The following is a 13,524-nucleotide window of genomic DNA, read 5'->3' on the forward strand; positions in this document are numbered from 1 at the left end:
CGTCCTGACGATCCCTGGGCTGACCCTGGTGCCCCAGCTGGCTTTCCTGGCGCCGTCCCGGCTCTGGCTGCTGCTGCTGATCCCCGCCCTGGTCGGGCTCTATCTGGCGCTGGTCCGGCGCCGCCGGCAGCGCACCCGGGCCACCGGCCGGACCATGTTCGACCTGGTCATCCCGCGCGACCGGACCTGGCTGCGGCACGTCGCCGTCGGCCTGTCGATCGCCAGCCTGCTCACCTTGACGCTGGCCTTCGCCAAACCCAAGGACGAGGTGTCGGTGCCGCGGGAGCGGGCCACGATCGTGGTCACCATCGACGTCTCGCTCTCGATGGAGGCCACCGACGTCCAGCCGACCCGGCTCGAGGCCGCCAAGGTCGCGGCGTCGGACTTCGTCGACAGCCTGCCGCCCAAGTTCAACGTCGCCCTGGTCTCCTTCGCCGGGACCGCCAACACCCTCGTCCCGCCGACGCTGGACCGAGGCGCCGTCACCGCCGCCATCGACGCGCTCGAGCCGCAGCAGTCGACCGCGATCGGGGACGGCGTCTACACCTCGCTCGCCGCTCTCGCGCAGGTGCCGCCCGACCCCAGCGACTCGACGGCAGTGGCGCCAGCTCGGATCGTGCTGCTGAGCGACGGCAAGACCCAGGTCGGCCGGCCGTCCGACGAGGCCGCAGCGGCGGCCAAGGCCCAGAAGGTGCCGGTCTACACGATCGCCTACGGCACCGCCGACGGCTACATCGAGATCGGCGGCCGGCGCGAACCGGTCCCGGTCGACCGTGCCGAGCTGGCCCGGGTCTCCCGGATCTCCGGCGGCGAGGCGTACACCGCCACCTCGGCCGGTCAGCTCAAGGAGGTCTACCGCGACATCGGCAGCTCGGTCGGCAAGGAGAAGGTCGACCAGGAAGTCACCTCCCGCTACGCCGGCTTCGGCCTCTTCCTCGCCATCCTCGCCGCCGCCGGCATGATCTCCCTCGGCGCCCGCTGGCCATGACGCGCTCTGAGCTTGGCGAAGGGCGGCTCGCCGAGGTCCGGGCCCGGATCGCCGCAGCCTGCACCGCCGCGGGCCGCGAGGTCGACGAGGTTCGGCTGATGGCGGTGACCAAGACCCACCCGACGGACGTGCTGGCGCAGGCGTACGCGGCGGGGCTGCGGCTGTTCGGTGAGAACAGGGTGCAGGAAGCGGCAGCGAAGGCCGACGAGCTCGCCGACCGGACCGATCTGCGTTGGGCGGTGATCGGTCCGCTGCAGACCAACAAGGTCAACGCGGCGCTGGGCTTTGCGGCGGAGTTCCACGCGTTGGACTCGCTGCGGCTGGCGCAGAAGCTCGACCGTCGGCTGCAGGAGCTCGGTCGCAGCCTCGACGTCTTCGTCCAGGTGAACTCCTCCGGCGAAGAGACCAAGTCGGGGCTGGCGCCGGAAGAAGTCGAGGCGTTCGCGCTCGCGCTCCGCCCGTACGCCAGTCTGCGGGTGCGTGGGCTGATGACCCTGGCCGTCTTCTCCGACGACCAGGCCCAGGTGGCCGCCTGCTTCACCCGGATGCAGGAGCTGCAGCGCCGGCTACGCCAGACCGACGCCGCCCCCGGCAGCTACGACGAGCTGTCGATGGGCATGTCCGGGGACTTCGAGCTGGCCATCGCTCACGGCGCGACCACCGTCCGCGTCGGTCAGGCGCTGTTCGGCGCCCGCCCGGCCGTCCACACGTAGAACTTGTGTTGAGAAACCTTGCGTAGTCGAGGGGTTTCTCAACACAAGAATCAGGACAGGTTGTCGATCGGGATGGTGGGCACATCGTCGGCCGGAGTGAAGCCGAAGATCTGGCCGAGGAAGTACTGCTGGGCGTCCAGCGAGGCGCGGATGTTCTCGGCCCGGCGAAAGCCGTGGCCCTCCCCGGCGAACATCAGCAGCGCGACCGGCAACCCCTGAGCACGGGCGGCAGCGGCCATGTCCTCGGCCTGCTCGGGCGGGACGACCTTGTCATCGGTCCCCTGCAGCAGCAGGATCGGCGCGGCGAGGGCGTCCAGGTGGTGGATCGGTGAGCGGTCGAGGTAGACGTCACGCGCCTCCGGGTACGGGCCGACGAGCCCGTCGAGGTAGCGCGACTCGAACTTGTGGGTGTGCAGCGCCAGTGCCTCGAGGTCGCCGACGCCGTACTGGCTGATCCCGGCAGCGAACACCGTCGTGGCCGTCAGCGCCCGCAGGGTGGTGTAGCCGCCGGCACTGCCGCCCTTGACCGCGAGCCGGTCCGGGTCGGCGAGTCCGCGCTCGCCCATCGCCACCGCGCCGGCCGCGCAGTCGGCCACGTCGACCAGACCCCACCGGCCGACCAGCCGTTCCCGGTACCGCCGGCCGTAGCCGGTGCTGCCGCCGTAGTTCACGTCGAGCACCGCGTACCCCCGCGACGTCCAGAACTGGTAGCCCAGGCTGAGCGCGGACGAGCTGAACGCGGTCGGGCCACCGTGGGACAGCGTGATCAGCGGCGGCAGCTCACCCTCGGGGCCGGTCTGGTCGGCGGAGGTGGGCGGGTAGTACCAACCGTGTACGTCACCCGAGCCGTCCGAGCTGGTCTCCCCTGGGGCCGGCCAGTGCACCGGCTGGGCCAGCGAGATCGCCGCGGCCGGCAGCGTCAGCGTGCTGGAGGGGCGGCGTTCGGTCCAGCTGCCGTCAGCCTCCAGGACGGCCAGACCGCGCGGCCGGTCCGGGTGGGTGAGGACGGCCGCGACCCGCCCGTCGCCGGCGGCCAGGTCGGCGGCTCCGGTGTCGTCGGGGGTGACCGGGGTCAGCTCGCCGGTGGAGAGCCGCAGCACCTCGACCGACTCGACCCCGCTGCGGGTGATCGAGCAGACGAGGCGGTCGGCGTCCAGCACCGCGTACGGGGTCTGGCCGAACACCCACTGCGGCCCACAGAACTCGGCCTCGGCCGGGCAGAGCGGACGCAGCTGGTCGTCGTCGAGACCGACGGCGTAGAGGTTCCACCAATCGGTCCGGTCCGACAGCAGCAGCAGCGTCCCGTCGGGCAGCCAGCGCGGCTGGACCGCCGACTCCTCGGCACCACCGCCCACCTGCCGCGGCTCGTTGAGCCGCCAGCCGGTCGCCGGGTCGCGGTCGAGCCGGCCGACCAGCAGCGCGGTGGCGTCCCACGGCATCGCGGGGTGCAGCCACTGCACCCAGGCGAGCCGGCCGTCCGGGCTCAGCTCGGGGGTGGCGTAGAAGTCCGCGCCGACGCAGAGGACGCGACCGCCGTCGGCGTTCGGTCCGGCAAGCTCGAGGGCGACGATCGTGTTGATGGCCTCGCCGCCGCCGCGGTGGTCCTCGCGGACGGCCAGCACGAGGTCGAGGTCGGGGTGCACCCGCAGGTCGGCGTACCGCAGGTCGGCCGCTGGGGTGATCGGCTCGCTGGTCGTGCCGTCACGGACGACACGCAGCCGGCCGTCGGTCATGTCGGAGTAGACGACGACACCGTCGAGCACGTCGTAGGCTCCACCGCCGTACTCGTGCGCCCGGGTACGGACGTTGGCGCTGCCTGGGGTGACCTCGACCGGGTCACCGCCGGCCAGCGGAGCCCGCCAGACGCCGATCCGGCCGCCCTGGTCGGCCCGGGACTCCAACCAGTACAGGTCAGAACCGTCCACCCGTACCTCCGAGAGTCCGACACTGGCCGAGGTCAGGTGGTCGGCCGTGATCGGGGAGGTCCAGGATCCATACGGTGCGGTAGGCATGCCGCCAACCCTACGGAGGGCCGCTCGCTCGCGGCGATCGCCCGGCAGGCGGGTCACGCCGCAGGCCTCAGGGCACCTGCGGGGATGCTGCAGGCTCGAGACGTGCGGCCTGGTACGAGAGGCGTCGTCGATGGTGAGGGAGCCATCACGGACGGTCGCGCTCGTCAACCTTGAGCACAACGAGGCGTGATGGATCAGTGACGCGGCCCGCCACACCGGACTTGAGCGGTCGGGGCGCCACCCTTCGGGGCCGTACGGTGGTGCCGAGGAGAGGATGGGGCATGGACGCAGACGTTGATCATCGTGGGCGCGGGCTGGGACCGGCTCGAGGGCACCTTCCTCGGCGGCTGCCTCTGCACCGGCACTACGGTCGGCCGGGCGCTCGTCCGGACCCTCTGAGCACCGACTTGTCAGACCCTCACGGTGCTCGAGCCCCCGCAGCGTCTGACAGCTCGAGAGTTGGCCGGGTGGACATCGTGCTGGTGGAGGCCGGTGGCGGGGTTGAGGTGGTCGAGCTCGGCGGGCGTGCCGAGGGGGCGCAGGTCGTCGCCTGGAACGAGCTGCCCGCGCTGGTTCGCCGGCTCGAGGCGCGGCGGCCCCGGTGGGTCTGGCCGGACACGGCTGCGGTGTACCCCCGGCTGCTGGCCGCGGGCGTGACCGTGGCCCGGGCCCACGACCTGCGCCTCGCGCACGCCATCCTGGCCGGGTCGACCTACGTCGGGGCGGCCGGCGAGCAGCTCCCGGACGACCGGTGGGCGCGCGGCGAGCCGGTCGTGGTCGACGCCGCACCGAGCCTGCTGGACCTGCCGAGCGCCACGCCGGCGGTGGTCCTGACCGAAGCCGTGGCCGAGCACGCCCGCCAGGTCCACGCGGTGGCGACCTCCGCCCACCCGGACCGGCTACGGCTGCTGCTGGCCGCGGAGTCGGCGAGCGCCCTGCTCGCGGCCGAGCTCGGCCACCGCGGGCTGCCGTTCGACGAGACCGTGCACGCGGCCAGGCTGACCGAGCTGCTCGGACCCAAGCCGGTGCCCGGTGGTCGACCGGCCAGGCTGGAGGCGTTGGCGGTGCGGATCCGCGCCGAGCTGGCCGCTCCCGGGCTCAACCCGGACTCGCCGCCCGAGCTGCTGCGGGCGCTGCACACCGCCGGGATCGAGGCCGAGAGCACCCGCCAGGGGGAGCTCGAACGGCTCGACCACCCGGTGGTGGAGCCGCTGCTGCAGTACAAGCAGCTGGCTCGGCTGCTCAGTGCGAACGGGTGGGCGTGGATGGCGGCCTGGGTGCGGGAGGGCAGGTTCCGGCCCGACTACGTGCCGAGCGGCGTGGTCACCGGACGCTGGGCCACCCGCGGCGGGGGCGCGCTCTCGCTGCCCAAGCAGGTCCGGTCGGCGGTGGTGGCCGCCCCGGGCTGCTGTCTGGTCGTCGCCGACGCCGCCCAGCTGGAGCCGCGGGTACTCGCGGCGATGGCCAGGGACGAGGCGATGGCCAGGGCGAGCCGGGCGGGCGACCTCTACCAGGCGCTGGTCGACGCCGGGGTGATGGACACCCGGGCGCACGCGAAGGTCGCGATGCTCGGCGCGCTGTACGGTGCGACCTCCGGCGAGGCCGGCCACCTGATGCCCCGGCTGCTGCGGACGTTCCCCGTCGCGACCGGTCTGGTCGAGGAGGCCGCCCGGACCGGGGAACGGGGTGGCGTGGTCACCACCTGGCTCGGCCGCAGCTCAGCGCCCCCGCCGGAGTCCTGGCACGAGGTCCAGCGTCGTGCCAGCCTGCCGGAGGCGACCGCGGCCGACCAGCGTCGGGCCCGAGCCTCGGCCCGGGACTGGGGCCGGTTCACCCGCAACTTCGTCGTCCAGGGCACTGCGGCCGAGTGGGCGGCCTGCTGGCTCGCCGACCTCCGGCGGGCGTTGACCGAGCTGGGGGAGGTCGACGGCAGGCGACCTGTCCTGGTCTACTTCCTGCACGACGAGGTCATCGTCGAGACGCCCGAGGCGTTGGCGCCGGCCGTGACCGACGCCGTCCGGGCCGCGGCCCGCCGGGCGGGGGAGCTCCTCTTCGGCCGCTTCCCGGTGGAGTTCGCCCTCGAGGTCGCCCGCGTCCGCAGCTACGCCGACGCCGACTGACCCTCCCGGTGGCCGGTAGACCGGTCCGACCTGCTGAGCCACGCTGCTGTCAGACCCGCGAGCACTCCGGTGACCAGGGCCGAGAACCCCACCGCGGACGGGACGGGGTTGAAGCCCGTCACGACCATCCAGACCAGGCTGATGAACGCCCCGGCGACGAGCGCCGGAACCGCAACCTGGACGCCCCGAGCCGGTCGAGCTGTTCGCGACTGAAGGGCAAGCAAGGCGACGGCCGGCGGCACGGCCAGCAGCACCCCGCCAGCTACGCCGGGTAGCACGCCCGCCAGCCCGGACAGCGCAACCCGGCTGGCGAGCACAGGCTCCTCGTCGAACATCATCACTTCGACCCAGAACCCCAAGATGCTGCCGACGACAGCACCGACGGCCATCATCGGAGTCAGCACGTACCAGTCCGCCGACGTCTGCGGGCTCACCCTCAGTAGCCGTTCTTCAGGGTCACCGCGATCGACTTCTTGGACAGGTCACCGGTCGACGTGAACGAGTACAGCCCGATCGGCTCGCCGTCGTAGCGCACGCTGCGGCCGTTGAGGGTGGCGTCGGCCTTGAAGTTGTAGTCGGTGGTGAAGTTGGCCGTGACCGTGGTGGGGTCGCGGCTGTCGATGGAGGCGCGGACATTCTTGAACGGGTTGTTGGTGACGCTCCAACGAACCGTGCTCTCCTTGAACTTCTGACCCTTGTCTTCCTTGATCTTGTTCGGGCAACCCGAGGGCTGCAGCTTGTGCTGGTCGAGGCACTTCTCGAACGCGGCCTTGGTGGCCTTGACGAAGGCGTCCTTGCCGGCCGACGTCAGCGCCGGGGTGAGCTGCGGGCTGCGGTAGTCAGACGGACCGGTCAGAGTCAGGGTGTTCTTGCCGCCGTAGGAGACGAAGGAGTTGTCGGTGGTGAAGACGTAGTGGCCCGGGAAGAGCGAGATCTTGTCGTTCTTGACCTCGACGCCGTTGACCTTCATCGGCAGCGTCTCGTCCCGCTGGTAGGACAGGTCGAGCTCGGTCACGGCCCGGGTCAGCTTCCACGAGCCGCCGACCTCGGTGACGTTGTAGTCCTCGGTCACCGACTTGTCACCGAGCTTGTAGCTGGCGGGAACCTTGTAGGCGTACTTGTCGGTCACCTCGGGCACGTTGACGGCTGAGATCGCGGCAGTCTTGGCCGAGGCGGCGAGGACCTCCTTGCTCAGGAACGTCTTGTCCGCGGGCTCGTCGTCGAGGTAGCCGATCGCCTTGTCCGGGTCCTGGTCGGCCAGGGCCTGCAGATAGCCCTGCACCGCGTCGGACGGCTTGTTCGCCTCCGTACGCGGGCTGGCCGTACGGACCCTGCGGGATCGGGCCGTAGGTCGGCGGCTGCTGACCGGGCTGCTGCGCGACCGGTGGCAGGCCGTACGGGTTCGGCTGGCCGGGTTGCGGGAGGCCGTAGGGGTTCGCCGGACCGGTCTGGCCGTACGGCGACCCCGGCTGCGGACCTTGCGGCTGCTGGCCTTCGGGGGGCGGTCCGCCCGGCTGGTCGGCGTCGCTCACGTGGTGCTCCTCGGGGATTGAAGGCGTTTCCGGAGGAGTACGTTACCGGCCCGAGAGGGCCGGTCTTCACCCTCAAGCCGTGGTCACCAATGACGGCGCTAATACCGGAAGAGCGGCTCGATCGGTTTTGCCGCACGAGCTCTGCTCAGCGGTGGTGTGAGAGTGATTGATGAGGCAGAATAGCGGTTGTTCGTCCACGTGCGACCGGCTTTGAGGATGTCGGGGAAGGCAGCCCTCAGGCTGTCGGTCAGCACGAGGAGGACCGCATGAGCACGACCCGTGGAGTCCTGTACATCCACTCGGCGCCGTCAGCCGTGTGCCCACACATCGAGTGGGCGGTGGGCGGCGTGTTTGGTGCGCCCGCGCGCATCGCATGGACGGCGCAGCCGATCGAGCGCGCCGCGTACCGGACCGACCACACCTGGACCGGCCCGATCGGGACGGCGGCCCGGCTGGCCAGCGTGCTGAAGGGCTGGCAGAAGCTGCGTTTCGAGGTGACCGAGGAGGCGACGCCGACCTCGGAGGGCCAGCGCTACTCCTACACCCCGGCTCTCGGGATCTTCTCCGCCGTCACCGGTCTGCACGGCGACATCCAGGTCCCTGAGGACCGGCTGCGGCACGCGATGGCCTCGACCGGCCGCGGCCGCGATCTCTCGGTGGCGCTGGCGGACCTGCTCGGCGAGCCCTGGGACGACGAGCTCGAACCCTTCCGGCACGCCGGCGACGGCGCCGAGGTCCGCTTGCTGCACGAGGTCGTCTGAGGCACCTACCCTGACTTGTCAGACTCCAGTTGTCCCATAGGACAACTCAGTTCTGACAACTCGGCCACCCTCGCGTTACGGGGCGGAAACCCGGAGGGCGCAGACTGCTGCCGTGATGTCGGAGACTTCCCCCCGGCCGCGTCCCGACGCCGCTGAGCACCGCCGGCTGGCCGAGTCGGCCGCGTCCTCTGCCCCCTGGCGCCAATGGGGCCCGTACGTGGCCGGCCGTCAGTGGGGCACGGTGCGCGAGGACTACTCCGCCGGCGGCGACGCCTGGGACTCCTTTCCCTTCGACCACGCGTACGCCCGCGCCTACCGCTGGGGCGAGGACGGGCTGGGTGCGGTCTGCGACCGTTTCGGCTTCGTCAACCTCGGCCTGGCGCTCTGGAACCGGCGTGACCCGATCCTCAAGGAGCGGCTCTTCGGCCTGGCCAACGGCGAGGGCAACCACGGTGAGGACGTCAAGGAGCATTTCTGGGCTCTCGACTGCACGCCGACGCACAGCTGGATGCAGTGGCTCTACCGCTACCCCCAGGCCGAGTACCCGTACGCCCAGCTGCGCGCCGAGAACGCCGCCCGCGGCCGCGACGAGCGCGAGTACGAGCTGGCCGACACCGGCGTGCTGGCCGAGAACCGCTTCTTCGACGTGCTGACCACCTACGCCAAGGTGTCGCCCGACGACCTGTGCATGACCGTCACCGCGACCAACCACGGGCCCGACCCGGCGCCGCTGGAGATCATCCCGCAGCTGTGGCTGCGCAACACCTGGAGCTGGGGCCGCGACGACCGGCGTTCCACGATCACCCCGTTCGACGGCGCCGGCTCGGAGCGGGGCTTCGCGGCGGTGGCGCTGCCGCACCAGCACCTCGGCACGGTCCATCTCGCCGCCGAAGGCAGCCCCGAGGTGATGTTCTGCGACAACGAGACCAACCAGCTCAAGCTCTTTGGCACCGGCATGAACGCCACCCGCTACACCAAGGACGGCATCAACGACCACGTCGTGCACGGCGTCCGGGACGCCGTCAACGCCCGCCGCGGCGGCACCAAGGTCGGTTTCCGCTACGTCTTCGACGCGGTGGCGCCGGGGGAGACCGTGACGCTGCGGCTGCGGCTGTCCGCGGCGCCCCCCGACGACCAGACGTTCGGGGCCGAGTTCGCCGACACCCTGGCCACCCGTCGGGCCGAGGCGGACGAGTTCTACGCCGGGGTCATCCACCCCGGCCTGGACGCCGCGGACACTCACGTCGCCCGGCGCGCGTACGCCGGTCTGCTCTGGGGCAAGCAGCTCTACCGCTACGACGTCGAACAGTGGCTGGAGGGTGACCCGGCCGAGCCGCCCCCGCCCGCGGCGCGGGGACAGGCCGACGGTCGGAACCTGCACTGGCAGCACCTGTCGCTGGCCGACGTGATCTCCATGCCGGACGAGTGGGAGTACCCCTGGTTCGCCGCCTGGGACACCGCCTTCCACACCATCCCGCTCGCTCATGTCGATCCGGCGTTCGCGAAGGAACAGCTGGTGCTGATGTGCCGGGAGTGGGCGATGCACCCCAACGGTCAGCTGCCGGCGTACGAGTGGGACTTCGGCGACGTCAACCCACCGGTGCACGCCTGGGCGGCCTGGCACGTCTACCGGATCGACGGCTACCGGGACAGTGCGTTCCTGATCCGGATCTTCACCAAGCTGCTGCTCAACTTCTCCTGGTGGGTCAACCGGCAGGACGCGGCCGGGCTCAACCTGTTCGAGGGCGGCTTCCTCGGGATGGACAACATCGGCCTGTTCAACCGGTCGGCGCCGCTGCCGCCCGGCTTCCGGCTGGAGCAGTCCGACGCCACCAGCTGGATGGCCTTCTACGCCCAGCAGATGTTCAAGATCGCCCTCGAGCTCTCCCGCCACGACTCGGCCTGGGACGACACGGCCACCAAGTTCCTGGAGCACTTCCTGCAGATCGCCCGGGCGATGAGCTCCTTCGGCAGCCGGAACATCTCGCTGTGGCACGAGACCGACGGCTTCTACTACGACGTCCTGGTCGAGCCGGACGGCCGCGCCCACCCGATGCGCGTCCGCTCGATGGTCGGGCTGCTGCCGCTGCTCGGGGCCACCGAGGTGCCGCGTTGGATGGAGGACGAGTGCCCAGGGGTCGGCGAGCGGCTGCGCTGGCTGCAGCGGCGCCGGCCCGGACTGGTCGGGCCGCTGCTGACCGAGTCCACCGCTGAGGGGGCCGGTGGCGGCCAGCGCCGGCTGCTCTCGATGGTCGACCCGGCTCGGCTGCGACGGATCCTCGAGCGGATGTTCGACCCTGAGGAGTTCTGGTCGCCGTACGGGGTCCGGTCGCTGTCCAAGGCCTACACCGAGCCGGTGAGCTTTGAGTTCCACGGCCAGAGCACGTCGATCGAGTACGAGCCGGGGGAGTCCCGGACCGGCATGTTCGGCGGCAACTCCAACTGGCGCGGGCCGGTCTGGTTTCCGGTCAACGTGCTGCTGGCCGACAAGCTGCGGACCTACGGCCGCCACTTCGGCGACTCGTTCACGATCGAGATCCCCACCGGCTCGGGCCAGCAGAAGACGCTGACCCAGGCGGCTGACCTGATCGACGGCGGCCTGACCGCGCTCTTCCGCCCGGTGGACGGCCGCCGACCCGCCGACGGGAACCGGATCGAGGCCAGCGACGACCCGCTCTGGGCCGAGCACCCCACCTTCTGCGAGTTCTTCGACGGCGACACCGGCGAGGGTCTGGGTGCCACCCACCAGACCGGTTGGACCGCTCTGGTCGCCCACCTGCTCAACCCACGGCTGCCGCCCGACCCGCGTACCCAGGGCTGGGCCTGATGCGTGGGCTCCCGACGTGTCAGCGTGGGTGGTCGCTGTGGCGGCCGCTGGTGCTGACAACTCTGTTGTTGGTGGCGGCGGGATGCGCGGCGCCCGCTCCGACCCCGGAGCCCCCGTCCCCGTCGCCGTCCTCCCCGGTCCCTGAGCCCGTCGAAGGGCGCCCGGCACCGGTGACCTGCCCGAGCGCCACGACCCAGGTGTCGACCGAAGACCAGCTCACCGCGGCCCTGGCTGCGGCGAAGTCCGGCGACGTGATCGCGCTCGCCGACGGGACGTACGCCGGCAACTTCGTCGCGACGGCACAGGGCACCCGAGAGCAGCCGATCTTTCTCTGCGGTGGCGCCGGCGCGGTCCTCGACGCGGGCGGCATCAAGGAGGAGTACGTGCTGCACCTGGACGGCGCGGCGTGGTGGCGGGTGGTCGGGATCACGGTCCGCAACGGGCAGAAGGGTGTGATGCTCGACGCCACCCAGCAGAGCGTGCTGCAGGGCCTGACCGTGGAGACCACCGGTGACGAGGCCGTCCACCTGCGTCGGAGCAGCAGCGACAACGTGGTCCGCGACTCGACCATCCGGGACACCGGCCACCGCCGGGCGAAGTTCGGCGAAGGCATCTATGTGGGCACCGCGATCAGCAACTGGGGCCGGATCAGCGACAGCGAGCCCGACCACAGCGACCGCAACCTGATCCTGGACAACCAGATCTCGGCCACCACCGCCGAGAGCGTGGACCTGAAGGAAGGCACGAGTCACGGCGTCGTGTCCGGCAACACCTTCGACGGCTCGGCCCTGACCGGGGCCGACTCGTGGCTGGACGCGAAGGGCAACGACTGGCAGATCACGGGCAACACCGGGGCCCACTCCCCGGTCGACGGCTTCCAGAACCACGACGTCGCCGAGGGTTGGGGCCGAGGGAACGCCTTCACCGGCAACGTCGGTAGCGACCTGGCGACCGACGACGAGGAAGGCGTCCTGATCGGCCTGCACCCGGACCGGGAGACCGTCGTGGGCTGCGACAACCGGGTGACCGACGGCAGCGCGCCGGTCACCAACGGCACCTGCCGCTGACTTGTGGGCGGCGGTTACGGTTCTCCGATGAGCTCCCGCACCCGGGTCCGGGCCCTCGGCGGTGCCGTCCTGCTGCTGGCGGCGGGCTGCACCTCGAGCGTCGGCCCGACGTCCCCACCCGCGGCTGCCCCGTCGACCAGCGGACCCGCCCTGGTCGAGTCCGCCCTCGCGGTCGGCGCGGGGCTCGACGGCTCACCCCTGGGCACCGCCCGTACGGTGCTTGCCCCGGCGGGCTGGACGGTCAGCGTCTGGGCGCGCGTCGACGGCGCCCGGCTCGAGGCCTGGACGCCGGACGGCACGCTGCTCATCTCGCGCCCGAAGTCGGGTGACGTGGTCGCGCTGACCCCGTCCGCCTCCGGGCCGCCGCGGCAGACGACGCTGGTCAGCGGGCTCGAGCAGCCGCACGGGCTGGCCTTTGCCGGCTCGACGCTCTACGTGGCCGAGAGCAACCGGGTCGACGCCTACGACTACCGGTCAGGCGAGGTCTCCAACCGTCGTACGGTCGTCGACGGACTGCCCGACGCCAAGAGCCCGGATCTCCGCGGCGCGTACGCGCACGCCCTGAAGAGCGTGGCCGTCGGCGAGGACGGTGCCGTCTACGTCTCGGTCGGTTCCACCGGCAACATCTCCGCCGAGGACCGCGACGCCGACCCGCAGCGGGCGACGATTCTGCGGGTCCCGCCCGGCGGCGGAGCGGCGACGGTCTTCGCGCGGGGCGTGCGCAACGGGACCGGGCTGGCGCTCGACCCCGACGGTGCGGTCTGGACGGCCGTCAACAACCGCGACAACATCCAGTACCCCTACGACCGGGCGTTCGAGGCGGGCGACAGCGGGTCCGACCAGGGCGAGGTGCTGCCGGCCTACGTCGCGGACCACCCGTTGGAGCCGCTGGCCAAGCTGACCGCCGGCCGCGACCTCGGCTGGCCGTACTGCAACCCCGACCCCGACGTCGACCCCGGCGTGGCCGGCAGCGCGCTCACCTACGCCGACCGCCCGTTCGTGCGCGACGTCCAGACCAACGACGACGGTACGCAGCTGGACTGCGCCGGCCTACCGCCGGTGGAGCAGGGGATGGGCGCGCACTCGGCCCCGCTCGGGCTGAGCTTCGCGACCGGGCTGCCCCAGCCGTACGGCACCGGCGCCCTCGTCGGCATCCACGGCTCGTGGAACCGACAGCCGCCGCGACCGCCCGAGGTGGCGTTCTTCCCCTGGCGCGACGGGTCGCTCGGCAACCAGCAGACGCTGCTCAGCGGCTTCCAGGACGCCGACGGTGACCGCTGGGGCCGCCCGGTGATGGCTGTGGTCGGCCCGGACAAGGCGGTCTACGTCACCGACGACTACGCCGGGGCCGTCTACCGGCTCGTGCCTTCCGGCCGCTGAGTCCGCGACGGGGCGGCGGCCCGGATCCACCATTCCTGCAGCGCGTGACGCAGGGCGAGCCCGTCGCCCGAGGGCCACAGCAGGCAGCCGAGGTGGGCCGACCCCACGACCAGCAGGCCGATGC

Annotated in this window: 11 protein-coding genes; 8 read left to right on the forward strand and 3 right to left on the reverse strand. The window is 71.7% G+C overall.

Annotated features, from left to right (window positions below; all coding sequences use genetic code 11):
• Nucleotides 1-19 precede the first annotated feature (19 nt).
• Together ACFE76_RS15920 and ACFE76_RS15925 are read left to right on the forward strand one after the other, a co-directional pair.
• Nucleotides 20-988 (forward strand): VWA domain-containing protein, encoded by a 969-nt coding sequence (locus ACFE76_RS15920; RefSeq protein ID WP_375432791.1) that lies wholly within the window; start codon nucleotides 20-22, stop codon nucleotides 986-988.
• The gene (locus ACFE76_RS15925) at nucleotides 985-1,701 is read left to right on the forward strand and encodes a YggS family pyridoxal phosphate-dependent enzyme (RefSeq protein WP_375432750.1); all 717 of its coding nucleotides are present in this window, start codon (nucleotides 985-987) and stop codon (nucleotides 1,699-1,701) included. The genes ACFE76_RS15920 and ACFE76_RS15925 overlap by 4 nt, the downstream gene beginning before the upstream one ends.
• A 50-nt stretch (nucleotides 1,702-1,751) precedes the next feature.
• Here the strand turns inward: ACFE76_RS15925 and ACFE76_RS15930 are convergent, their stop codons facing one another.
• Nucleotides 1,752-3,713: a prolyl oligopeptidase family serine peptidase gene (locus tag ACFE76_RS15930; RefSeq protein ID WP_375432751.1), complete on the reverse strand. Its 1,962-nt coding sequence runs from the start codon at nucleotides 3,711-3,713 to the stop codon at nucleotides 1,752-1,754.
• Between the two features lie 467 nt (nucleotides 3,714-4,180).
• Between ACFE76_RS15930 and ACFE76_RS15935 the strand changes: the two genes are divergently transcribed.
• Nucleotides 4,181-5,833: a bifunctional 3'-5' exonuclease/DNA polymerase gene (locus ACFE76_RS15935; RefSeq protein WP_375432752.1), complete on the forward strand. Its 1,653-nt coding sequence runs from the start codon at nucleotides 4,181-4,183 to the stop codon at nucleotides 5,831-5,833.
• Here ACFE76_RS15935 and ACFE76_RS15940 read toward each other — a convergent pair.
• Both ACFE76_RS15940 and ACFE76_RS15945 read right to left on the reverse strand, forming a co-directional pair.
• Complete coding sequence (locus ACFE76_RS15940; RefSeq protein ID WP_375432753.1) at nucleotides 5,815-6,267, reverse strand: hypothetical protein; 453 nt, start codon at nucleotides 6,265-6,267, stop codon at nucleotides 5,815-5,817. The two genes, ACFE76_RS15935 and ACFE76_RS15940, sit on opposite strands and share 19 nt — an antisense overlap.
• Nucleotides 6,268-6,269: 2 nt before the next feature.
• Nucleotides 6,270-7,115, reverse strand: coding sequence for a hypothetical protein (locus ACFE76_RS15945; RefSeq protein WP_375432754.1), 846 nt, complete (start codon nucleotides 7,113-7,115; stop codon nucleotides 6,270-6,272).
• 13 nt (nucleotides 7,116-7,128) lie between these two features.
• Here ACFE76_RS15945 and ACFE76_RS15950 point away from each other — a divergent pair, with 13 nt between their 5' ends.
• The 5 genes from ACFE76_RS15950 (at nucleotide 7,129) to ACFE76_RS15970 (ending at nucleotide 13,400) form a co-directional block, all read left to right on the forward strand.
• Entirely contained in the window at nucleotides 7,129-7,386 is a 258-nt protein-coding gene (locus ACFE76_RS15950) for a hypothetical protein (RefSeq protein WP_375432755.1), read from the forward strand.
• Between the two features lie 245 nt (nucleotides 7,387-7,631).
• Complete coding sequence (locus ACFE76_RS15955) at nucleotides 7,632-8,126, forward strand: DUF3145 domain-containing protein (RefSeq protein WP_375432756.1); 495 nt, start codon at nucleotides 7,632-7,634, stop codon at nucleotides 8,124-8,126.
• Between the two features lie 115 nt (nucleotides 8,127-8,241).
• Nucleotides 8,242-10,953: a hypothetical protein gene (locus ACFE76_RS15960; protein WP_375432792.1), complete on the forward strand. Its 2,712-nt coding sequence runs from the start codon at nucleotides 8,242-8,244 to the stop codon at nucleotides 10,951-10,953.
• 197 nt (nucleotides 10,954-11,150) lie between these two features.
• On the forward strand, nucleotides 11,151-12,020 hold the full coding sequence (locus ACFE76_RS15965) for a hypothetical protein (RefSeq protein WP_375432757.1): 870 nt from the start codon (nucleotides 11,151-11,153) through the stop codon (nucleotides 12,018-12,020).
• 27 nt (nucleotides 12,021-12,047) lie between these two features.
• Nucleotides 12,048-13,400 (forward strand): PQQ-dependent sugar dehydrogenase, encoded by a 1,353-nt coding sequence (locus ACFE76_RS15970; protein ID WP_375432758.1) that lies wholly within the window; start codon nucleotides 12,048-12,050, stop codon nucleotides 13,398-13,400.
• The last annotated feature ends 124 nt before the right edge of the window (nucleotides 13,401-13,524 follow it).

Origin of the sequence: uncultured Friedmanniella sp. (assembly GCF_964244005.1) — a bacterium.
In the GTDB taxonomy this organism is placed as follows: Bacteria; Actinomycetota; Actinomycetes; order Propionibacteriales; family Propionibacteriaceae; genus Microlunatus.